Annotated in this window: 12 protein-coding genes and 2 pseudogenes; 8 read left to right on the forward strand and 6 right to left on the reverse strand. The window is 70.5% G+C overall.

All coding sequences use genetic code 11. The features are described from left to right. Both BL253_RS00005 and BL253_RS00010 read right to left on the reverse strand, forming a co-directional pair. Nucleotides 1–280: IS110 family transposase (locus BL253_RS00005; protein ID WP_241834376.1), on the reverse strand; the 280-nt coding region annotated here is incomplete at its 3' end. A gap of 162 nt (nucleotides 281–442) precedes the next feature. Then, nucleotides 443–1,555 (reverse strand): glycosyltransferase family 4 protein, encoded by a 1,113-nt coding sequence (locus tag BL253_RS00010; protein WP_338013671.1) that lies wholly within the window; start codon nucleotides 1,553–1,555, stop codon nucleotides 443–445. 769 nt (nucleotides 1,556–2,324) lie between these two features. On the opposite strand from BL253_RS00010, the gene BL253_RS00015 reads away from it, so the two are divergent. The 3 genes from BL253_RS00015 (at nucleotide 2,325) to BL253_RS00025 (ending at nucleotide 7,961) form a co-directional block, all read left to right on the forward strand. Then, nucleotides 2,325–2,666 (forward strand): hypothetical protein, encoded by a 342-nt coding sequence (locus BL253_RS00015; protein WP_076812109.1) that lies wholly within the window; start codon nucleotides 2,325–2,327, stop codon nucleotides 2,664–2,666. Nucleotides 2,667–2,766: 100 nt separating this feature from the next. Next, nucleotides 2,767–4,062, forward strand: coding sequence for a lipopolysaccharide biosynthesis protein (locus BL253_RS00020; protein WP_076812112.1), 1,296 nt, complete (start codon nucleotides 2,767–2,769; stop codon nucleotides 4,060–4,062). After that, nucleotides 4,059–7,961 carry an alpha-(1->3)-arabinofuranosyltransferase domain-containing protein gene (locus BL253_RS00025; RefSeq protein WP_076812115.1) on the forward strand — a complete coding sequence of 1,301 codons (3,903 nt, stop codon included), beginning with the start codon at nucleotides 4,059–4,061 and terminating at the stop codon, nucleotides 7,959–7,961. Before BL253_RS00020 ends, BL253_RS00025 begins: the two co-directional genes overlap by 4 nt. Nucleotides 7,962–7,987: 26 nt before the next feature. Here BL253_RS00025 and BL253_RS00030 read toward each other — a convergent pair whose 3' ends face one another. Continuing rightward, a complete protein-coding gene (locus BL253_RS00030) occupies nucleotides 7,988–9,958 on the reverse strand; it encodes an acyltransferase family protein (protein WP_076812118.1) in 1,971 nt (656 codons plus the stop codon). Between the two features lie 150 nt (nucleotides 9,959–10,108). Here BL253_RS00030 and BL253_RS43335 point away from each other — a divergent pair. From BL253_RS43335 to BL253_RS41740, 3 genes and pseudogenes are all read left to right on the forward strand, one after another. Further along, a pseudogene (locus tag BL253_RS43335) lies at nucleotides 10,109–10,666 on the forward strand (IS5/IS1182 family transposase); the annotation flags it as partial. Nucleotides 10,667–11,449: 783 nt separating this feature from the next. After that, nucleotides 11,450–11,968 (forward strand): RHS repeat-associated core domain-containing protein, encoded by a 519-nt coding sequence (locus tag BL253_RS43340; protein ID WP_076812122.1) that lies wholly within the window; start codon nucleotides 11,450–11,452, stop codon nucleotides 11,966–11,968. Nucleotides 11,969–12,000: 32 nt separating this feature from the next. Next, nucleotides 12,001–12,375, forward strand: a complete 375-nt coding sequence (locus BL253_RS41740; protein WP_131831425.1) for a hypothetical protein — start codon at nucleotides 12,001–12,003, stop codon at nucleotides 12,373–12,375. Between the two features lie 228 nt (nucleotides 12,376–12,603). On the opposite strand, the gene BL253_RS42120 is transcribed toward BL253_RS41740, so the two are convergent. Beyond that, on the reverse strand, nucleotides 12,604–12,915 hold the full coding sequence (locus BL253_RS42120) for a hypothetical protein (RefSeq protein WP_076812123.1): 312 nt from the start codon (nucleotides 12,913–12,915) through the stop codon (nucleotides 12,604–12,606). A 292-nt stretch (nucleotides 12,916–13,207) separates the two neighbouring features. On the opposite strand from BL253_RS42120, the gene BL253_RS00050 reads away from it, so the two are divergent. Next, nucleotides 13,208–13,963 carry an FkbM family methyltransferase gene (locus BL253_RS00050; RefSeq protein WP_076812126.1) on the forward strand — a complete coding sequence of 252 codons (756 nt, stop codon included), beginning with the start codon at nucleotides 13,208–13,210 and terminating at the stop codon, nucleotides 13,961–13,963. Nucleotides 13,964–14,055: 92 nt separating this feature from the next. On the opposite strand, the gene BL253_RS00055 is transcribed toward BL253_RS00050, so the two are convergent. Both BL253_RS00055 and BL253_RS00060 read right to left on the reverse strand, forming a co-directional pair. Next, on the reverse strand, nucleotides 14,056–18,171 hold the full coding sequence (locus BL253_RS00055; RefSeq protein WP_076812129.1) for an alpha-(1->3)-arabinofuranosyltransferase domain-containing protein: 4,116 nt from the start codon (nucleotides 18,169–18,171) through the stop codon (nucleotides 14,056–14,058). Between the two features lie 234 nt (nucleotides 18,172–18,405). Next, nucleotides 18,406–22,098: a UvrD-helicase domain-containing protein gene (locus BL253_RS00060; protein ID WP_420801605.1), complete on the reverse strand. Its 3,693-nt coding sequence runs from the start codon at nucleotides 22,096–22,098 to the stop codon at nucleotides 18,406–18,408. 382 nt (nucleotides 22,099–22,480) lie between these two features. Between BL253_RS00060 and BL253_RS00065 the strand changes: the two are divergent. After that, a pseudogene (locus tag BL253_RS00065) lies at nucleotides 22,481–23,012 on the forward strand (hypothetical protein); the annotation flags it as partial.

Below are 23,012 nucleotides of genomic sequence, written 5' to 3' on the forward strand. Positions count from 1 at the left end.
ATGCCTCGGGCAGCCGGCCCATCCGCAGCAGATCCGCCAGATCCGTGGCGTCGCGGATGTCGTTCTTCACCCGCCGATAGGAATACGCCTTCACCCCCAGCGGATGGGCCAGATGCACCCGGGCATCGAGGTCGCCCAGCGCGTCGACCGCCCAGTACCAGCCGTAGGTCGCCTCCAACACCACCTCGGCGTGCGCACCCGCCTTCGCGACCTCCGCCGCCAACGTCTCCGGATCGTTGGCGATCCGGACCGTCGAGAGCGGAACACCTTCCGGCGTCATCCGCACCACCACACTCCGGCGACGATGCAGATCAATACCGACTACCTGCGAACCCTCGTACCCTTGAGTCACAGGGGCCTCCTCGTCCAGTGACGATGGCAACAACCCCCGGCCTACCCGGGGGCCGTCACCAAGGAGYGGAGGCCCCGCTCCTTCATCGCATCAGAGCCTTCCGGCGACGGCCCGCAGATAGACTTCTTCCTGACGTCTCGCTATGTCGTCCCACGAGAACCGGCGGGCGAACTCACGGCCTCGGCTACCCATCTCCGCCCGCGTCTCGGGTGATGCCAAAAGGTCAAGAAGCTCGGATGCGTAGGCTTTGATGTCGTCGTCGGCCACCAGACGGCCGGCGTCGGACGGTATGGTGTCCCGCAGGCTCTCGATATCGAAGGCGAGTACCGGGGTGCCGCAGGCCAGTGCCTCCAGCGCCACCATGCCGAACGACTCAAAACGCGAGGGCATGCAGACCACCTCCGCGGAGGCCAGGAGTGAGAACTTGGCCGCGCCCTCGACCCGGCCGAGGAAAGTCACCCGGTCCTCGATGCCAAGCAGGTTGCACTGCTTTCGCAGCAGGCTCAGCCCGGGTCCGTCACCGGCGATCGACAGCTTGACGTCGCTGGACGTCGAGACGAGCGCGAACGCGTCAAGCAGTCGGTCGAGGCCCTTCTGATAGACGTCGAGCCGACCAAGGTAGACCACACCGCTGCGCCGCGGCGGTTCGACCGTCTCGAACGTTTCCGGGTCGATGCTTCCGGGAATCACATGCAACTCGGCGTTCGGGTTGGCCTGGCGCAGCCTACGAGCCAGGTCCTCAGATGTAACGATCATTTTGCTGTGCGTCCGGCTCCCGAGCCACTCGAACGCATGTACCGGTATGTGATACTTGCGAGCCAGGTCGCGGGCGAACAACCACTGCACGAGGGCGACACTCGGCGCCTTGCTCCAGAGCGGCGCGGCTATGCTGGAAATCGGTGCGCTGAAATCCTCCACCAACAGGTCGTATTCCAATGTGCGGGCCAGTTTCGGCAGCGCCGCGAAGTAGCTCATCAGGCTGCCCGTATAGCCGGACTGGACGCCGACGTGCATATAACGCACACCGTCCTCGGTCCGGTCGGACCAGCCGGGAAATTTCGTCGTCACGACGGTGACCTCATGCCGGTCGGCAAGCCGTCGGTTGACCTCATGCGTGCRCAGGGAGCCGCCACCGCTGCCGGGACGGCGTGGGTCCTCGAACCCAAAATGCAAGATCCGCACTGATTCACCCCTTCGACGCACGGAAATTGTGCGACCGTTGCTTGAYGTGATGCACAGGATCGTGATTTCCGCGCTGGCCGATGGTGGGATCCATGACGGGTGGCTCCCTGGCCTCGGCTGATTGGGACGCCTCCCATGGCCCTCAGACGAGGCCAATTTGTTGACGCACCGTTCGGCGGCGCTGTGGCAGCAGCGGTACTGGGCGGGATCGAACGCTCACGGACGGCCCACGGCCCGCGCCCGMTGGCCGTCGGGCTGGGCGATGGGGCGCCCTGAGATAACGTCACCGCGGGTAGCGATGGTTGTCCCGACTGGACGCATTGTTTCCGCGGACCTGGTCGGGACGGGTCCATGGGCGCCCTGATCGACACCGCCGGGCCGTGAGCCGGCGCGCCGCCCCTCTTTCCGGAAGGTCGGCCGGCGGTCGGTGCCGCGGCGGCTTGACCCGCGTCCACTGGGCATCGGCAAGTTCGTGCCGTCCCATTACGGCAGGTCCAGGCCCGGCTAGACAGCAGACCCACCACCCGATCAAGAGCCGTCGGACAGGCCCCAGCTAKAGCGTTCCCTGGGGTAGATACCATAGCCACATGGTGGAATATTTCACCCAGTGGGGTATCTTTTTACCATCTCATGGGGTCCGTCCCCATGACGCGGCCCGGTGGATTCCCTCAGCCACCGCTCAACGTGCAGCCAATTTCGCCGTTGGGTGGCGCCGACCGATCCGTCTGGAACCAGCCCCAGAGTGACGCGGAAACCTACGTCCCACGTCAGACGGCTGATCGAGTGCGCTGTGCTGGCCGTGATCCTGTGGTTCCTGCTCGGGACCGTGGGGCTGGTCGTGGGGCTCGCAATCACGGCCGCCGATCTCTTCGGCGCGCCGCCGCGCTGGCTGCTGGCCGCCGCGGCGACGCTGCTGGCGCTCGTGCCCATCGCGATCCTGATCGACGGCCTGCCCACGCCGAGCACGATCACCACCTCGTTCGCCCGGGACCATTGGGTCGCCGACAGCCTCGCGAAGGCGGGTGTGGCGCTGATGGTGGTCGGAGTGTTCCGGGAAGTGCTGTCATCCTCGGGCGGCGCCGTCTCCGCGACCCGATCAGACGTTCCGGGACCGGACGTTGACCAGGCGTAGGACTCGGCCCGGATACGAGGCGCGCGGCGAGGCGCATGCACTCGCCGTCCCTCACCCCGACGGCGACGTCCGAGGGAGATCACGCCAGCCCCGGCGAGGGGTGTCGGCGCTGATCAGCCCGGCCGCGTTCGCGGCCGTGGCGACCCTGTTCGGCAACGTCTTCTCCTATCTGTTCGCGGTGGTGACCTCCCATCAGCTCCGCCCAGGCGACTACGGAGCGCTCGTCAGCCTGCTCACCGTGGTGATCGCGGTCGCCGGGCCAGGACTCGCGCTGCAGGCGGTGGTCGCCCGGCGGGTCGCGATCTGTGCGCGGGAAGGAATCAGCGCTCGGCAGGTTCGCCGCCGCGCGAACCGGATGGGTCTGCGGCTGGGGCTCGCGGTGACCGTCCCGATGCTGGCCGGAGCCCCACTGATCGCGGACTACCTGCATCTAAGCTCGCTCGGCCCGGTTATCTGGCTCGCTGTCGGGCTCGCGCCCATGCCGCTGTTGTTCGCCGCCTGCGGCCTGCTTCAGGGAGCCGAGAAGTTCGGATCTCTCGGCGTGGTCCAGCTCGTCGCGGGCACCGGCAAGGTCCCCCTCGGGGTGCTGTTCGTCGCGGCGGGGCTCGGGGTCGATGGCGCCCTCGCCGGCATCGCCGTCGGCGGGCTCGCCGCGACATTGCTGGCCACCACCGCCACCCGCGTCCTCGACTCGTCCACCCAGCCGCTACTGCGGCCCGGTCGCGTCATCTCGCTCGGGCTCACCCGGGAGCTGGCCTCCGCGACCACCGGCATCCTCGGCCTGCTCGTCCTCACCAACCTCGACGTCCTGCTCGCCCGGCACTACCTGGACTCGGATGCCTCGGGCCTGTACGCGGTCGGCTCGATGATCGCGAAGATCGCGTACTGGGCGCCGCTGGCGGTGGTGGTCCCCCTGTTCCCACGCATCGCTGTCGCCGAGCCCGCGCGACGGGCGTCGCTGTTGCGCGGCGCGGCGCTGGCCACCCTCGGTTTTKGGGCGCTGTGCGCGGGTGGCGGTGTCCTGATCGCACACTGGCCGTCGCTGCTGCCCTTCAGTCAGGACTACCGCCAGGTCGGCGGCGACCTGCCCCTGTTCGCGATCCTCGGCACCGCGTTCGCCATGGCCAATTTGCTACTGTTCTCCGACATCGCGACCGGCGGCCGGCGGACCGGCGTCCTGGTCAGCGCCGCCGTTGGCGCCGAGACAGTGCTCATCGCCGTTCGTTTCCACAACTCGGTGACCCAGATCGCGACGACCGCGCTGGTGTGCGCCGCCGCCCTGGTGGTGGCCGGTGGGCTACCGCAGCTCGCCGCCGGCCGGCGGCTACCCAACGCCGCGGTGCCGGACCATTCACCCACGACGAAGGAGCGGTTGGGCCAGCCGGCCGAGACATGACGATCTCACTGGAGCGCCCGTCGCGGCCCGCGGTACGTGGGCATCGGCGCGGGCAGCGCGGCGAGCGGCCATCCGGGCCGAAGCGCGCCGAGCTGTTCGCGTATCTCGGGATCGCGATCGCGATCGCCCTTCCCATCCTGCTCATTGGCTGGGGCAAGGCCAGCATCGACACCAGCCCCCGGCTCTACTTCCAGCCGTGGAAGACGTTCGCTGGCGCGTTCTCGACCTGGGACACCGGGCCATCGCTCGGTTCGCAGGACTACAACGTGGGCATCGCACCCGTCGCCGTGGCCGTCGGGCTGATCAAGACGGTGGTCCACTCAGTGTGGCTCACCACCCGGCTGTGGCGGTTGTTGCTGCTGCTCGTCGCGGCCGCCGGGGCGGCCCGGCTGTTCCACCGGATGGCTGGTGAGCACTCCACCGCGCCTGGCCGGGTCGGGGCGGCCGCCTGCTACGCGCTGAACCCGTTCGCGCTCGTCGGGGCGGCCACGAACCCGATCCTGCTGCCCTACGCCCTGCTTCCCTGGCTGGTACTGAGCCTGGCCGCCAGCGTCCGCAGCCCACGCTCGTGGCGACCGGCCGCCGCCTTCGCCGCGGCGTTCTTCGCGATGAGCGGCGTGAACGCGGGGGTGGTGCCCTTCTTCATGCTGCTCTCGGTCCCCTGCTACCTCGTGTACGCGCGGCTGACCGAGCACGTTCGGGTCCGGACGCTGGCCGCCGTGGTGGTCCGATGCGGGCTGCTCGCGGTGGGTGTGTCGCTTTACTGGCTGGTGCCGTCGTATATGGCGGCCGGCGCCGGCTTCACCGGGACCTCCTTCACCGAGGCCCCGGAATCCGTCGCGGCGACGTCGTCCTGGACGGAGAGCCTGCGCGGCCTCGGTTTCTGGGTCGACTACGGCAGGACCGGATCACGTCCGTGGGTCCCGGCGTTCATCGAGTACAGCACCAACGCCGTCGTGATGGTCGCCTCCCTGACGCTCCCTGTGGTGGCGGCGCTGGCCGCCTGGCGGTCCCGTGCCAAGATGCGAGTCTTCGCCACCCTGCTGCTGGGCGTCGGCATGGTCGCCATGGTCGGGATGTTTCCGCCGAACAGCCCCACCCCGGTCGGCAGGGTGATCGACTGGTCATTCACGCACCTGCCCGGGGCGGTGGCGTTCCGGACCACGAACAAGGCGGGCCCGCTTCCGGCCCTCGCGATCTGTCTGCTGGTGGCCCTCGGCGTGAGCGAGGCCGCGCGCCGCCTCGGGAGACGCTCCACCGCGCTTCGGGTGGCCGCCGGGCTCGCCGCGGTCGGAACTCTGGCCCTGGTGGTGCTGCCTCGCTGGACCGACGCGGCGGTGCCGAACCAGGTAGCCGTGCCGGACTACTGGAATCAGGCGGCCGCCGATCTCGACGCCGGCTCGCTGGGTAGCCGAGTTCTCATGGTGCCCGGACAGACGAATGCCGTGTACCGGTGGGGGGACCTGGACGGCGAGGATGTCAGCAAGGCGCTTTTCGACCGCGGGACGGTGACCCGGACCACCTTCGTCCCGGGCGCGTCCATCGAACAGGCCAACTACCTCGCGGCCACCATGATCCCGCTCCAGGGGAAGCCGACTCCGGGGGCTTTGGCCACCATGGCGCGCTATCTCGGCGCGAGCGATGTCCTGCTTCGCAACGACCTGACCTGGGAGAATTTCGGCGGGGTCCATCCCGCTGTCCTCACCGATCTTCTCCAGCGCGAGCCGGGGCTTACCCTGGCCGCCTCATACGGGACCGCCGGGGAGAACACCGTCCGGCCGGCCGACAACCAGTTCTCCCAGTACGGCGTGCCGAACGACACCGATCAGCTCGACGCACTGGTCCCGCCACTTCAGCGCTATCTGGTGAACGAGCCACAGGCGGTGGTGCGGGCAGAACCCACGCAGGGAACCGTGCTCGTCGACGGCGACAACTTCGCGGTGCCGTCGCTCAGCTCTGTCGGCCTGCTCAACGGCCAGCAGCCGTTCCGGCTGCTCGGCGAGACCTCCGCGGCTGACCTGGTGACGGCGCTGCGGGACGGCGGCCGAATCGTACTCACCGACTCCAACCGTCGCCGCGCCTACAGCCCCAGCAGCGCGGGGGCCAGCTTCGGCCCGACCCTTCCCGCGGACAAGGCGGTCCCGGACGGCACGGCGAGCCTGAGCCTCTTCAGCGAGGACGCCCAGAGCGTCGTCGAGCTGGACGGCGCTCGCCAGATCACCTCGAGCCAGTCCGACCCGATCTTTGGGCTGAGAGCGTCCAACAAGCCCGAGTTCGCCTTCGATGGCGATCCCGACACGGCGTGGACCACGGGTCCGTCCAACACAGCGGCGGGTAAGTGGATCAGCCTCGAGCTGTCGCAGCCCCGGCAGCTGTCCGAGATCACGCTCCAACCGCTGGCGACGTCGGGACTGGAGGTCGCCGCGGCCCGTCTGTCCGTCGGGGACCGGTCTATCGACGTCGACCTGACCGGGGGGACGACGACCGTGCGGTTCCCGCCCACCACCGCCAAGAGCGTCCGTGTCGAGATCACCAAAGTCCGCGGCAACGGTGACAACGAGGTCGGATTTACCGACATCGCCATTCCCGGGGTCAAGGTGACCGAGACCGTGCGCCTGCCCCAGCGCTTTCAGGAGCTCGTCAGCCAACTCGGCCCGGCCAGCCGGGAACTCGTCGACCGCGCGCCGCTCGACGTGATGCTCCAGCGGCAGGGCGATCCGACCGCGAGGTACACAGACGAGGAACGAGTCCTGAACAGGGAGTTCTCGCTGCCCGACAGCCGGAGTTTCACGCTGTCGGGACAGGTCGCGCGTGGCCTGGACCTGCCTGACAACGTGGTGGACGAAGTCGTCGGCAAGATGCCGGCCGGAGTCACGGCCGCGTCGTCCTCGCGCTGGTTCAGCGATCTCAACTACCGGGCGTCTCGGGCCCTTGACGGCGACCCCCTGACCGCCTGGTCGCCGAACGGCCGGCAGCCGGGTGAGTGGATCCAGGTGAACTTCCCGTCCCGGACCGTGGATCACGTGACCGTCACCCAGCTGAAGTCTGACGGCACCGTCGGCGCCGACATGGCCTACGCGAATCAGGTCCAGCTCTCCTTCGACGGTGAGGCGCCGATCCCGGTGGAGCTCAAGCCGGGCACGACGACGATCCCCGTCCCGGCCCGGGCGGCGCACTCGCTGCGGCTCAGGGTCGTCTCCACCGCCGGGGGCTCGGTGGACCAGATCCGCGTCAACGAGCTCAAGGTCGGCGGTGTGACCGTGCCCAAAACAGACGTGCTGGACCCGCTGGTCGGTTGCACCCAGATCGCCACGCTGGACGGCCAGCCTGTCCTCGGCCGCCTCCAGGGCACCCTCGGTCAGCTCAACACTGAATTCGGCAAGACTGTCGACCTTCCGGTCACTACCTGTAACAATCAACCGCTGGCGCTTGAGGAAGGCACCCACGAGCTACGGTCGGCGCCCGGCTGGAGGATCGACCTGCTGCGGTTGGCGTCGTGGGGCGTGGATGCATTGAAGGCACGCCCGGCGCCGCCAACCGGGCGTATCTATGCGAAGACCGGAACCGGCATGACGATCCGCGTCACCGATGCCAGTACCCCGTACTACCTGGTGCTCGGCCAGGGTTACGACCCACGCTGGTCCCTCAGTCTGGATGGCCATCCGTTGGGACCCCCGATTGTGATTGACGGGTACTCGGTCGGCTGGCGGATCGATGCGCCGGGCGCGCATGAACTGACCGTGACCTATCGGCCGCACCAGGCCGCCGTGATCGCGGATATCGGGTCGCTGGCCGGCCTGATCGTCGTTCTCATGCTGTTGGTGACGAGAGGGAAAGGCCGACATCCGCGGGCTGGCACAACAAAAAGGGGACCGCGGCCACCGTCACCCGCCGACTGATCGCCAACGGCCACTGCGCGGCAGGACTACCCAGCCAGCCGGCGCAGCTGGKGGCCGAGCCAGCGCCAGGTGAGGTCCGCTCCTTCCGGCGTGAGATGAACCCCGTCATCACGCATCAGCACGCCGTCCTTGCGGTCGACGTAGCGGCCGCCGGGGCAGAGGAACCCGTTGAGGTCGATGAGCGTCAGGCCGTCCCGGTGGGCGGCGGCGAAACGGCTGAAGACGCCGTTCAGCCAAGCCCCGCGGGCCGGGTCATTACGTGGTGCGGCCGCGTCGGCGCCACCGGTGGTCTCGCGCTGGCGGTAACAAGGGACGTTGACCATGGCCACCGGGGCGCCACCGCGGCGCAGGATGTCAAAGCCAATCTGCAGCTCACCGATCAGGTAGCGCTCGTACTCCGCCGTGCCAACCCGCAGCACCTGGCCGTTGACCTCCTTGTCATAAATCTCCCATGCGCCGATGACCAGCAGCGACACGTCCGGCCTCTTCGCGATGCCATTGCTCCAGCGCTGCGGCCACTGTGCGCAGACAGGGTCGGTAGCCCGTGCGGTGCCGCCGTAGACGTTGTAACCCCGCGCGACCCCGCATCCGACGATCGCGTCGCTCTCCAGCTCCGCGCCGGGCACCGCCGAGGGCTGGAAGTTGTCGGCGAGCCGGAACGCGACAGAGTCACCGACCAGGTAGATGCGAAAACCCGTCGCCGCGCGGGGCTGGGCCCTACTCGCCGCGTCGGCGGCGACCCCGGCCGGGCGGCCAACGTCGCCGAGCGCGGCTCCCGGCCCGCTGACCCCCAGCCGCGCACCGGCGACCGCGGCCGGCGGGCCGATGGTGGCGAGCGCGAGCACGGAGGCGACCGCCGCGGCCGCGCCCGTGGTAATCGGCCGCGCCAGTGCGCGTCGGGTGAGCACGCCTTGCCGGATCGGCAGCTCCACCAGCCGGTATGACAGCCATGCCACAGCGGAGGTGACGATGATCCTCAGCACCAGCAGCCCAGTACCGTGCAGGTGCGTCCGGTCCGGGGAAAGCACCACGTACAACGGCCAGTGCCAGAGGTAAAGGCCGTAGGAGACGCGCCCGATTGCGGGCAGCGGCGCCACCGCCAGCAGCTTGCGCACCAGACCCGGCCCGGCGGGCCGCACCGCGGCGGCGACTACCAGGGCGGCGGCGACCGCGGCGACCGCGAAGCCTCCCCGGTACATCCACCCGGCGGAGTCCCGGACCATGACCATCATGGCGACGAGCCCGATGAATCCAATGAGTCCGAGTGATCCGGCAAGGCCCGCGGCGGCGCGCGAGATCCGGCCGCCCTCCGACTGCCGGGCCAGCACGAGCGCGAGCGCGACGCCGATCAGCAGAGCCTGGGCCCGGGTGTCCGTACCGTAGTAGATCCGCGACGGGTCCTGGCCAGGCTGGTAGATCATCGCCATCGCCACCGCCGAGGCGAGGGCGGCGAGGACAACGCCGACAAGGATCGGCCAGAGCCGTCCCCGAGCCAGGCGGAGTGCCCCAAGCAGCACCAGCGGCCAGACGAGGTAGAACTGCTCCTCGATGCCTAGCGACCACATGTGGGTGAGCGGCGACGGATCGGAAAACAGCTCGAAGTACGACGCGTGGCTCGCGACGAACCGCCAGTTGGCGACGTAGGCGAGGGTGGCCAGTCCATCCCAGCGGAGCCGGTGCAGGGTGCTGTCAGGGGCGAGCAGTGCCCCGTAGGCGGCTACCGCCGTCATCATGAGGAACAACGCCGGCAACAGCCGCCGAGCTCGCGCCGACCAGAACCTGTCCAGCGCGATCCGACTCGTGGAATCCCATTCCCTGAGCAGCAACGTGGTGATGAGGTAGCCGGACAGCACAAAGAACAGGTCGACGCCCAGGAAGCCGCCGCGTGCCCAGCTCACCTCCCCGTGGTAAAGGAGCACCGCGATCACCGCGACCGCGCGCAGCCCGTCGAGAGCAGGCTGATAGGCGTACCGCTCCGAGCTGGGGCGACTATGCATATTGGGCCTTTCCCGGCAACGCGTCGTTACATCGAGTGATCATCGCGGACCGTGGSCGGTCTGGCGGGTGGGGCGGGAGACGACGAGACTCGGGGCCCGGCGRGAAGTCGTCCTCCACAGAGCACTCCTCCGAAAGACCCCGCATCCTGGATGAGTTTCACATACACCGCCGAGCTGCCCCTCGGCGATCACGCCGTCCTCCGGCTGGCCGGCCTGCTCGTCGCGGAGCGTCAGTGCCGCGGCACCCGCAGGGCCGGAAAGGCTGCCACCGCTAGAACAAGCCGTAATGGTCCTCCGCCGGTTCTGTGACGGCAGCAGAACCAGCCGGCTCTTCAAAGATCACAGAGTCAGCCGGTTGGTGGGCTACCGCTACCGGTCCGACCGAGGGCATGGACTTGTGGTGGTCCGCCAAGGTCGGCAGCGACGGCGGCGGCGTCCAGGTCATGGCCGCCCCGACGGCGGCTGGCCGCTGCGGGGCTGCGGGGCTCAGGCGTCGGACCCGGTCGCGAGCACGGCAGCACCGCGCCGCGCGCCTCTGGCGCGCTGCCGGTCCGCCAGGAGTGGACCGCCGACGTGTACCTAGCCCTGTTCAGCCTGGGCCGCGAAGGGCTGGGAAACCAGGCCAGCCCCCTTGCGATCCCGTACAAAAGGATCAAAGGCGGCGCCGTTGCCGACGACCAGAGGAGACACAACCAGGTCCACAACGCGCAGTGAGCCGGCTACGACCCGGCCGGCCGGCTGAACCTCGTCGTCGACGCCGTCTCCTGGGGCGGGCCCCGCCAGTGCACGACCCGGACCTACCAGTACGACGCCGAGTCCAACCGCACCCTGCAGGTCAGCTACCCCGACGCCGAGTCCAACCGCACCCTGCAGGTCAGCTACCCCGACGCCGGCGGCAACGGCGACACCGGCAACTGCTCGACCACCACCACCCCCAACGGCTACTACGCCGCCACCTACGACCAAGCCGACCGGCTCACCGTCGCGGGCTACACCTACGACCTGTTCGGCCGGACCACCGCCGACCCCTACCCACCCGCCGGCTCGACCGCCACCCTCGGCTACTACACCAATGACCTGGTCGCCTCCGAAACAGTCGGCTCCACCACCCGCACCTACGCCCTGGACCCGGCCCGCCGCTTCCGATCCTGGAGCGACACCGCCACCACCTCGATCAACCACTACGCCACCGCGACCGGTGACAGCCCCGCCTGGATAGCCACCGGCACCGCCTGGAGCCGTAACATCACCGGCATCGACGGCGGCCTCGCCGCCACCCAGGACCAGGCCGGCACCGTCACCCTCCAGCTCGCCGACCTCCACGGCGACATCGTCGCCACCGTTGACGACACCACCACCGCCACCTCCATCACCAGCGACGCCGAGTCCACCGAGTTCGGCGTCCCCTACTTCCCGACCGCCGCCTACCCCCGCTACGGCTGGCTCGGCGCCAAACAACGCTCCAAGGACACCGTCTCCGGCCTCCTCCTCATGGGCGTCCGCCTCTACAACCCCAACTCCGGCCGCTTCCTCCAGACCGACCCCGTCCCCGGCGGCTCCGCCAACCCCTACGACTACGCCAACCAGGACCCCTACAACCAGTACGACCTCAACGGAACGGCGACGTCTCCGGGACGTTCGGTAGACAGGTGTGGTCCGGCTGGCTGCATTGGTCTGAGAACCACGTGCGACGCGCGAACGAACTGTAGTGCATCCTGGTATGTGCGACTCAAGCCGATCCCGGGCACCGTGTACGGCAATGTGCACTACACCTTGTCCATCAACGGCCACCGGGTGGCGTCGGGCTCCTACGAGCATTCGGAGGCTCCCGGCTATATCTTTCATCGATCTTGGGGTCTTCCTGTCGGGAAGCGTGAACGTGGTGCATATAGCACGAACCTCGGGCTGAGCAAGCATCACCTTCACGTCAACGACAAGATCACGCTAACCGTGAGCGGCTCGTTCTGGGGCTCAACTCGTGGCACGTACCACGRCTCTCTACACTACTGACCTTGTCCGCGGCCGGCTGAAGGGAGAGCACGGTGGATGGCTCGGGAGGTGCGCTGCTTCAGRCAGCCCTGGAAACCGTCAACAGGGATTTGATGAGAACCTCACCAGAGGTCGGCGCCGTTACTTTGACGATTTTTGACGATGGATTGCTGATTCGCTTTCCCGACGGTACCGGGTCAAGGGAGGACGGTGACTTCTCGGACGTTGTCGATGACCCGGTAGAGGCGGCCGTGATGATTTCCTCAATCGTTCAGGACGTAGTCGCGGAAGTCCTCTGGAAGGTCTGGCCTGTTTGCAGTTTGCATGGTTATGGTGCCCGCCCGAAGCTGTTGAACGGTCGAGGTTTCTGGCACTGCCCCCGCGGCCACGAGATTGCCCCCATAGGACTCCTGCCGGCGGTTCCCTAACGCTGTACGGAAGCTGGCGCCCATGAGTAGGAAGAAGAGTGGTGGTGGGCGGKTCTCTCGCAACCAACTTCGCCGCCTGAACGCGGCACAATAAGCTGGCTATTTTTCGCGGCCGGTGTCCTCTCGCGCGAGCACACTGTCACGGCGAGGACGTGGTCGGCTTTTTCAGGAAGGAGCAGGTACGGGTGAGCTCGCGCGACCGCCTCTTCTCCGGACCAGGCGAGCCGGTCACCTCGTCGCGGTCCGTTCTCGGCGCCCACCGCCGCGACCTGGCCGTCCCCTCGACAAGCTCACCACCCCCGGCCACACCACCGCCATCACCGTCACCCTGACGACCAGCCCGACCGACTGCTCCACCCAGACCCTGACCACCCTCACGATCACCGGCATCACCCGGCCCGACACCCCGCCCTCACCGACCCTCAGCCCGAGCAGCCCGGCACCACCCGCGTCGACCAGCGCGAGCGCCGAACCCGCAGCATTGAGGTCGTCAGCACGGTGAACGTCACCGCCCCGTCGGACGACGACCTGATCTGGCATGTCCTGTACGCAGCGCGACGAAAACCCAGCCTCTATTGCGTTCCGTAGCTGGCTGCGGGGAGYAGCGCCATGCCACCGGAACGCAAGACATGACCCTTTCCGGACTGCCGGTACCGTAACGGAGCACGCAACCAGCACAAGCCGTCGAACTCGACGCCGACATCCGCAAGTGGATCGATGCCTGGAACGAGACCCCGAAACCCTTCATCGGGACCAGGACCGCCGGCGAGATCCTCGAGACCTCGTCCGCACACCGTCAACGAACTAACGATTTAAGAAACTGGGTTTGGGCATGACAAAGGTGACGCCCCGCTGGATCGCGCGGAATTTTGTGCGGCGGGTTCCGGTGGCCAATGCCCGGCTGCCCCTGGATGTGTGGTCCGGACTTTGGGGAGGGGCGGACGGKCCCGGTATCGACGCGGTGTCCATCATCGGCCGCATCGCCGACCAGGCGGGCCGGCCGCTGACGGTGGTCCAGGTCGGCGCGAACGACGGGAGCATGGGCGACCCGCTGCACGACACCATCGTGAAACACCGGTGGCGGGCCCTGCTCGTCGAGCCGTTGCCGCACCTGTTCGCGGCRCTGAAGAAGAACTACGCGGGCGTGCCGAACCTGTCGTTCGAGCAGGCCGCCATCGGCCTGGTCGACGGCACCATGACGATGTACTCGGTCACCCCCCGGCCCGGAGACCCGGTGTGGGCGATCGGGCTCAGCTCCTTCCGCCGCGACGTCATCATGGAATCCCAGGACGAGATCCCCGACATCGCCGACCGCATCACGGAGGTCGAGGTACCGGTCATGCGCCTCGACACCCTTCTGCGCAAGCACGGCATCGACCGTGTCGACGTCCTGCAGACCGACACCGAGGGCTACGACTTCGAGATCCTCCGTCAGATCGACTACTCCCGATGGGCCGCGCCCCGCCATCTCATCTACGAGGCCTGCCACCTCGACGGCACCACCCTCGACAAGACCCACGAGATGCTCACCGCCGCCGGCTACACCATCGTCCCCGCCGGCTACGACGAATACGCCTACCGGACCTGACCGACGAGCGCGGCCGCAGGAGTCCCCGGCGGACCGGTGGCGGCACCCGCGGCGGCCTCCGAGCCGCACCAAGCTCCCTCGCGTCGAGGCCGTCAGATCTGGGTCGCCGCCGACCGCCGACCGGCGACCCGGGTAGCGGGCGGCGAGATGGACCGGTCGTCGGGTGGGGAGCCCGAGCCAGCCGGGACCACGTCCGCCGGGCGCGCCGCCAGCGCGGCCACGACAGCGGCGAAGGCGACGACGCCCGCCGCCTGCACCTGCCAGCTGAACACGCCGTCACCGGAGCCTGGAACCGCGTCCGGCCGCACGGCGACGCCCACCCCGGCGAGAGCCATGAACACGAAGGCCGTCCACGGCAGCACGGTGAGCCGGCGCCGGCCGGCCAGGACGAGGACCGGGACGACGACGGCGACCGGCCCGGCCACCAGGAACACCGCGACCACCGCGAACACGCCACCGGCGAGACCGCCCGCGACCCTCGCGCGGCGAGACGCCGTGGGCGCCTTCCCCCGGCCCAGGCCAAGCGGATAGCCGTCAGGGTCGACCGAGCGCCGCAGCCGCCACCGCGCGGGGATCAGCACCAGCGCGACGAGAACCAGCAGCAGGATCCCGCCGAGGACCAGGAGATGCCGGGCGGACTGCCCAGGGTGGTTCTCGATCACGATCGTGCCGGCGGAGCCCGCCGGCACGGCCCAGCCCTGCTGCCAGCCATCGAGACGGACCGGGGTGAGAGCCTGCCCGTTCAGCGTCGCGGTCCACGCGGAGTTCGCGTTCTCCCGGACGGTCAGGAACGCTCTGGTCCCCGCCCCGATCTCGACGGTCCGGCGCTCGGGCGTCCAGTCGGTGATCCTGGTCGAACGAGGCTTGTCGTCGCTGGTCCGCGCGCCCTCTCCGACCAGCGTGAGCGCCCCCATCAGCAGGGGCAGTCCCCCGCTGTCGGTGGTGATCAGGTGCTGGCCGGCCGCCAGCGGGATCGTCCCGTCCGGCGTGCACACACTCATCCGCACGGGCCTGCTCCTGGCCACATCGGACATCAGGCCCTCGACCCGCACGTCGTAGCGGACCCCGTCGACGGACAGCGAGGGACCGCCTCCGCACGCCACGACGAACGGCGCGGCCGGGTCGGGCGGGGCTGGCGACGACGTCGGCACCGCCGTCATCGACCCGGTCACCGTGAAGCTCATCTGCCTGGGCACGTCGAACCGCCTCGCCAGCGTGAGCTCCTCCGAACCACCGAACAGCGCGGTGACGTCCACACCCATGCGGTCGAAGGTGTAGGCGACCTGTCCCTCGCCTCCGGCGAACAGACTGGCGGCGTCCGACGGGGCCTGGACGTAGTGCTGGATCCGCACCCCGGGCAGGGTGAGCTCACGGATACCGGCGCCATAGGTCTTGTTCTGTTGCCTGGTCACCTGCTCGAACATGATCCGGAACCAGGTGCTCGGGCCGGCGGGGACGTTGAGCCGTTGCGTCGTCTCCACCGGGTTGACCCGCGTGACGACGGAGCCCGCCTKGCTGGTGACGCGGATCGCCTGCACGGCCGGGCGCCAGGTCCCTTCTTCCAGCAGCTGCACGTCGATGTGGGGCAGGGTGGTCGCCCGTGGGAGGTCCGCCTCGATCCAGGCGCCCGTGGACCCCTTCTTCTTGTCCGGGGCGGCGCTCCAGGACGTGTAGGAGAGGCCGTCGAAGGCGGCGGCCGGTGCGGCCTCCGGCAGGGCGATCAGGTTCGACCCGTAGGAGGACGCCCGAATCTGGACCCCGTCCGTGTAGCCGGCGACGGTCTGATGGCCGGGCGCCGGCTCGTCCAGCCACTGGTTTGGCGTGTTGCTTCGGCCGGCGGCGTTCTCGTCCGGGCCGAGGAGGTAGGACGTCCCGCTGTGAACGACCCCGAAGTCGGTGTCGCGCCGCTGGGACGTGTCCGTCACCACCAGTGCCGTGGTGGGACCGACCACCTCGCTCGCCGGCGGCGCCTGGTCCAGCCCTCCCGACGAGGCCGCCGAACCATCGGCGCTGGCTGTGCCGGTCGCGCCGGCCGCGCCGGCGAGATCGCCGGCGAGCACGACCGCCCGGTCGGTACCCACGATTCCGTGCGCGGCCAGCTGGACCGTGGCCTCCGCGCCCCCGGACACCACGACAGCGGTGTCCACCGGATACGCGGCCACCTCGGACGCGCCGCCCGGGACGGCCCAGACCTCCAGCGCCGGGACCTTCTCCTTCGTCGTGGCCGGGGACGAGGCCAGCCGGTCCTTCGAGCTCAGCCTCGCGCTGACCAGCGGGCCGAACGACGCGGCGCGCCGCAGTCCCGAGCTCTCCAGGGCACGGTGCACCTGGTCGGTGGAGGGCGGGCTACCCCAGTTCTGATCATCGATGTCGTTGCGGATCAGCACCTGGCCGACCCCGGCGCGCGCGAGCGCGGCGGTGAGCCCCGGTGCCTGCCCGAGCTCCAGCTGCCGCTCGATGCCGTCCATCCATCGGGTCATCCCGGTGTTGCCCAGCGGGACCAGCGACCGCGACGCCCACGGCGTCCTGGCCAGCCAGGACAGCGGCTCATCGAGGGGCCGTCCCCAGCTGTACTCCCCGAACGGCATCGCCGGCAGCACCAGGGTCCGGCCACCGTCCGGATTGTCGGCGAGCCAGTCCGCCGCCTCATGCCAGTAGTCGGGGATCTCCTGGAAGGCTCCCGGCTGGAAGAAGTCGCCCGTGTAGGCCGGTGCCATTCCTGTCACCAGCGCGGCGACGGTGAAGACGACGGCGCCCGCCGCCAGCGGGCGCGCGCGGCGGCCGGTCCTGACCGCGGCGGCCGGTGACACCGGTTCGCCCCGACTGGCCTCCCGCCGGCTCTCAGCCGAGCGCGAGATCGGCCATCGCCCCCCGAGCCTCCGGGAGCGATGCCGCCGATCCTGGACGGCCGCCGGCCGCGGCTGGCGAGCGCCGAGGGCGACGTGGAGGGCATGCGCCATCCCGAGAGCCAACGGCAGGTGGGCGACCGGCTGGAACTTGTAGACGTTGCGCAGGACGGCCAGCTGCCCCGCGAGCAGCTGCCGGACCCCGTCCGCGAGTGGGCTGCCCGGCTGGCCCGGGTACGCGGCCGAGACGGCGACGACACCGACAGCGAGGCTGATCACGAGGACACGCCGCGCGGGCAGGTCACGACGGGCGAGACCCCACAGACCGATGCCGCTCGCCGCCACCGAACCGGCGACCACCACCGGATTGGTGATGGTGGCCGACGCCGCCGGCAGCCAGGCACCGGATATCCGCAGGTAGGCGAGCCAGTCCGTGGTCCCGCGCAGCGCCTCGGTCACGGAGGTGGTCGCGGTCGTGGTCGCCGCGGTCTCGGTGAACGGGAGGAAGTTCAGGCCGTACCGGCTCTGGACCACCAGCATGCACAGCCACCAGAAACACGCCAGGATGACCGAGAGCGTCCACCACGCCCGCAGCGCCCAGGCCCGTCTCGTTCCCCCCGCGCACAGCAGCAGCACCGCCGGGAACAGCAGCACACAAAGGGTGACGCTGGCGTTGACGCCGCCGGTGCAGAAGGCGGCCAGGCCGGACAGCGCCGCCGCCCGGCGAGGCGACAACCGGCCGTCCCGCCCCTCGCCTCGCCCGGCGCCGGGCGCCAGACCAGCCGCGCCGGTACCAGCACCGTCGTCGTCGGCGACGGCGTCGTCAGCGGCGTCGGCGGCGTCCGGGCGCAGCGCGAGCACGAGCGGCAACATGATCCAGGGCAGCATCGCGGCCCCGGTCAGGGCGATCGACGCGGCTCCGACCTTCCCGATGAACATCGGTGACAGCGCGTACCCGAGCCCGGCGATCACCCTGGTCAGCGGCCGGCCGATACGCAGCGCGTCGGCGAGCCGCACCGTTCCCCAGGYCGCGACCGTGAGGATCAGGGCCAGCCACAGCCGCTGGGTGATCCACGGCGGGAGGTGCAGGAGCTTCCCGAGCAGGAAGAACGGCCCCATCGGAAAGAGATAGCCGACGTACTGGTTCGGCAGGAACCCGAAGTCGGCGGACGAGTTCCACAGATGGGTGGCGCGCTCCATGAACTGCAGCGGGTCGAGCGCGACATCCATCTTGGAGTCCGCGACGATCTTCCCCGGCGCCTGGAACAGGCACAGCACGACGAAGCCCACCGCGACGAACAGCGACGGCAGCCGGGGCGTCCGGTCGAGCGCCGCGGGCCCGTCGGTGCCGAGGCCTGACACCGTGCCCGGAGTCAGATCCTCGACGTGGGCCTCACGTTCGTCGAGCGAGGACAGCTCGATGGGTCGGTTGGGGATCGTGCGCTCCGTCAGCCTTGGGGTGGATAGGCGCCCGTCAGGCTAGCTTCTTCCCACTCCGCACGACACCGGTGGGTACCGCCAGGACTGGTCGGCCGGCGCGGTGGCCGCGCGGCCCCAACATGGCCGGTCTCACCCGATCCACACCCAGAGGGCAGGTCACAGCAGGCGCAGCTGCTGGCCGAGAGGGCGCGGGCGGGGCGCCAGCTGGCCGGGACGGCCGGACTCGCGGTCCAGCAGGGCCGGGTCCAGGTCGGCGAGGAACGGTGACGGGCCCCGGGCCGCGGTCGAGCCGCCGCGCCGGGCGACGTGGCTGAGGACCAGCCGCGCGCGTGCCCGGGTGATGCCGACGAAGAACAGCCGCCGTTCCTCGGCCCCCGCGCCGCGCGCCGCGTCCTGGTCCCGGTCCCGGTCCCGGTCGCCGCCGAGGTCCGCCCCCGCGGCCTGCCCGGCCGCGGCCTTGTCCGGGCTGGAGCGGGTGCCCCAGCTCATGGGGAGCAGTCCGTTCTCGCAGCCGATGATGAAGACCAGGCCGAACTCGAGGCCCTTGGCCGCGTGCAGGGTCAGCAGTGAGATCCGGTCGGCCCGCGGATCGAGCGTGTCCGCCTCGGTGGCGAGCGATACCGAGGTACGGAACCTCGCCAGGTCCTCCCCCGCCGCCGCGGCGGCCGGCGCCAGCAGCTCCACCGCCAGCCTGATCTCCGCCTCCGACACCGACGGGCTCATGGCGGAGCCGCGGACGGGGCCTGGCCGGGCGGTACCCGACCGCGCTGACAGATCCGCCGGCACAGCCTCGGCCGGCAGCTCCTCGGCCGCCAGGGCCGCGGCGAGGGCGGTGCCGCGGCCGGCTGCCCGCGCGCCCGCGCGCGCCGCGGCGTCGCGCAGGGCGGCCGAGACGGCGCGGGGCGGGGCGTCGTCATGGTCGCGCAGCTCCGCCAACAGTGCGGCGACGCCGGGGGCGTCGGCGAGCGGGCCATGGGAACGGCGCTGGAAGGGGAAGCCGCGCTTGGCCAGCGCCGCCATGACCGGCTCGGCCTGGCGCGCCGTCCGGTAGAGCACGGCGATGTCGGCGAACGAGAGCAGGCTGCCCGCGGAGCCGTCGAGCCCCGAGTCGAGGGCGTGGAACGACGTCCCGCCGAGCGCCTCCTCGATGGTGTCGACGACGGCGAGTGCCTCCTCCGCCTCCGTCGCGCACGCACGCACCAGCACCTTCCGTCCGCCGGGCCCGCCCCGCCGGCGAGGCTCGGGCCGGTTGGACGCGTCCTTCTCCCGTGCCGCCGCCGCGTCCGGCCCCTCGGGGTGGACCGCGACCAGCGACCGGTCGGGCACGAAGGTGGCCGGCGCGATCGCCGAGCGCGCGGCGGCGACGATGGTGCCGGTCGAGCGGTAGTTACGGGTCAGCGACGCCCGCCGCGCCGCCGGGAAGTCCTGTTCGAAGCGCAGGAAGAAGCCGACGTCGGCGCCGCGGAACGAGTAGATGGCCTGGTCCGGGTCGCCGATGACGCACAGGTTGCCGTCCGGCGGGCACAGGACCCGCAGCAGCCGGTACTGCGTCTCGTCCACGTCCTGGTACTCGTCGACCCAGACGTGGCGGAACCGGCGCCGGTAGTGCTCCGCCAGCTCCGGCTCGGCGGTCAGGAGCGCGAGCGGGAGCGCCAGCAGGTCGTCCAGGTCGACGAGGCCGTGCTCGCGCAGCGCGGCGTCGTAGCGCGCGAGGACGCCGGCCAGCTCGTCGCCACGAACCGGCTCGCCGAGGGCCCGCAGGCGCTTGAGGACGCCGATCCGGCGCTCGGCGGCCGCGCGGGCGGCCACCGTGGTGTCCCCGAGCGCGTCGGCGAGCAGCTCCGCGCGGATCGCCTCGTCGGCCACCTGCACGTCCGGCCCGCGGGCGAGCCGGACGTGCTGCTCGCGGATGACGCGCAGCCCCAGCCCGTGGAACGTGGTCGCGGTGACCTGCCCGGCGTCCGGGCCGAGCATTCCTTCGAGCCGTTCGGCCAGCTCCTCGGCCGCCCGCCGGGTGAACGTCACGGCCAGGCACTCGCCGGCGGGGACGCCCCGTTCCCGCACCCGGTGCGCGATGGCGTGCACCAGCGTCCGTGTCTTGCCGGTGCCCGGACCGGCCAGGATGACCAGCGGACCGTCCGCGACGGCCGCCGCGGCCCGCTGGTCGGGGTCCAGCCCGGCGAGCACCGACACGTCCCGCCCGGCCGCCGCGGGACCCGCGGTCTCCAGCGTTGTCTGCTCGTGGCCGGTCTCCGGATCCGGGTCGGTCTCCCGCTCGCGCCCGGTCGCCGGCTCGGAGCCGGTTTCCGGCTCAGCGCCAGCTCCCGGTCCGGAGGCTGCCTCGGGCTCCGGCGGCGAAGGACGCGACGAGGGCGAGGAGGGCTCATACGCCAGGAGGTCATCGCGGGTGTCCGGCGCCTGTTCCCGACTGGGCGTCGCCACGGCGGACTTCCGCGGGCGCTTCGCCCCGGGAGCGGCGGCCGGCGTGTCCAGGTCGAACAGGGTCGCCTCCTCGCCCGCCAGCTCACCCGGGGCGAACATCCGGATGGCGCCGTACTCACCGTCGAAGCCGGCCTCGCGCACCACCTCACCGCGGCGCAGCCGGCCGACGGCCTCGACCAGCTCGCCGGAGCCGACCTCGCCGATCGCGGCCAGCTCGACGTCGCCGAGGATGCCCAGCTCCGGGCCGAGCCGCTCGACGAGCGCGCCGACCTGGGCGGCGACCGCCTTGCTCTTCGGCCCCACACCGAGGATCTCCCCGACGATCTCCGGCAGCGCGACGAAGGAACGGAACCGCCCCGCTGTGGCCGGGGCGGTGCTCCGCTCGCGGTCCGCGAGCGCGTCGACGCGGTGCAGCACGCCGACGGTCAGCGGCTTGCCGCAGGCGGGGCAGACGCCACCGGTGGCCTTCGTCTCCTCAGGGGTGAACCGCACCCCGCAGGCGCGGTGGCCGTCGTGGTGGTACTTGCCCTCCTCGGGGAAGAACTCGACGGTGCCGGTGTAGCCGTCGCCGGTGCGCAGCGCCTCCCGGATGGCGAAGTAGTCAAGGCCGCAGGACAGCGCCGTCGCCTCACGGCCGAGCATGGGCGGCGAGTGCGCGTCGGAGTTGCTGACCAGGCGGTAGCGGTCAAGGCCGGAGATCCGCCAGAACATCTCCGGGTCGGCGGACAGGCCGGTCTCCAGGGCGAAGATCTCGTGGCCGAGGTCGCCATAGCAGTCGTCGATGGCGTCGAACCCCGACTTGGAGCCGAGCACCGCGAACCACGGCGTCCACACGTGCGCCGGCACCAGGTAGCTGGCGGGGTCGGACTGCAGGGTGATCTCCAGCAGGTGCCGGGAGTCCAGACCGAGAATCGGGCGCCCGTCGGCGGCGAGGTTGCCGATCCCGGCGAGCGCCGTGGTTATCCGCCCGGCCGCCTCCCGGTCCGGGGCGTAGAGCAGGTGGTGGACCTTGCGGGTCTTGTCGCCCTTCTTGTAGATCGTGGAGATCTCAGTGGAGAGCATGAACCGGGTCGCGGTCCGGCACGACGCCGGCAGCCGGCGCAGCACGTCGCGCTCCAGGTCGGGCGCGAGACGGAACAGCCCCGGCTCGGCCGGCACCAGCTTGTCCTCGAGCTCCCGCGCCCAGGCCGGGTGCGTGAAGTCCCCCGTGCCGACGACGCTGATGCCCTTGCGGGCCGCCCACCAGGCGAGGTGCTCCAGGTCGCAGTCCCGGCTGCACGCCCGCGAGTACCGGGAGTGCACGTGCAGGTCCACATAGAACGAGGGGTGCGTCGACCCGCCGCGCGGTTCCAAGAGCAGCCCGCCTGTCTCGGACAGCCCATCCGCGTCACCCGCCGCGTCCGTCACACCAACTCCCGCCACGCCGTTCCAGCCCTGCCATCTTCCCTTGCCGCCAGGTCAGGGCCGCTGCCCCCCGGCCGGCGTCCCCGAAGTTCTGTTACTTTCCGGCGCAGAGCCACCCGGATGAGTAGTATCTGGGCCATAAGGCACACCTGCGAGGGACTCAACCTTTCGTACGAACACGGGTAGTCCGCTGCCGGCGCCCCTCCTGGACGCGGCGTGACGGCCCAGGGTCGGCCCGAAGTCGCGGCACCAGCCGCCGGCCAGACCAGATGGCGGTCGCGCCCGCCCTCGGACTGGCGGGGCCAGACACCCGCTCCGCGGGCGCCCTGGCTGGGCGGGTGGCGCGGTTGGCGGGCACGCGACGGGCGCGAAACGGGGTTACCAGGTGAGTGACGGCGTGCGGACCCTCGAGGTCGACGGTGTCAACGGCGCGGCACCCGCACCCGGGCCACCGCCCGTGACGGCGCGGGATCCCTTTCTTCGCCGCTGGCAGGCAACGCCGAAGGGCCCACGCCCCAGGCGGGGACTGTCCCGGCGGGCACTCGTCGTCATCGGCGCGTTCATCCTGCTCGTCGGCGGCTCCATCACCGGCGCCAGCCTCCTGGCCGGGAGGGATGAGCCCGGCGGCACGACGTCGGCGGCGGACACGGCCGGTCCCGCCGGCGATCGCTCGTCGTCGTCCTCCGGATCGACTGACTCCGATGAGACGCCGGCACGAACGCCCCCGACGGCCGCGAACGCCGTGCCTCCCGCCCGGGTGACCGGGCTCACCGGCTCACCCGGCTCCGGCACCGCCCGGCTGTGCTGGAACGCCGCCGACGGCGCGAACGCCTACACCCTCGAATACCGCGAGGTCACGACCAACCAGGCCTGGACGCGCATGCCCTACCCCATCAAGGACACCTGCTACACCGTCC

It is taken from the genome of Pseudofrankia asymbiotica (assembly GCF_001983105.1).
Taxonomy (GTDB): Bacteria; Actinomycetota; Actinomycetes; order Frankiales; family Frankiaceae; genus Pseudofrankia; species Pseudofrankia asymbiotica.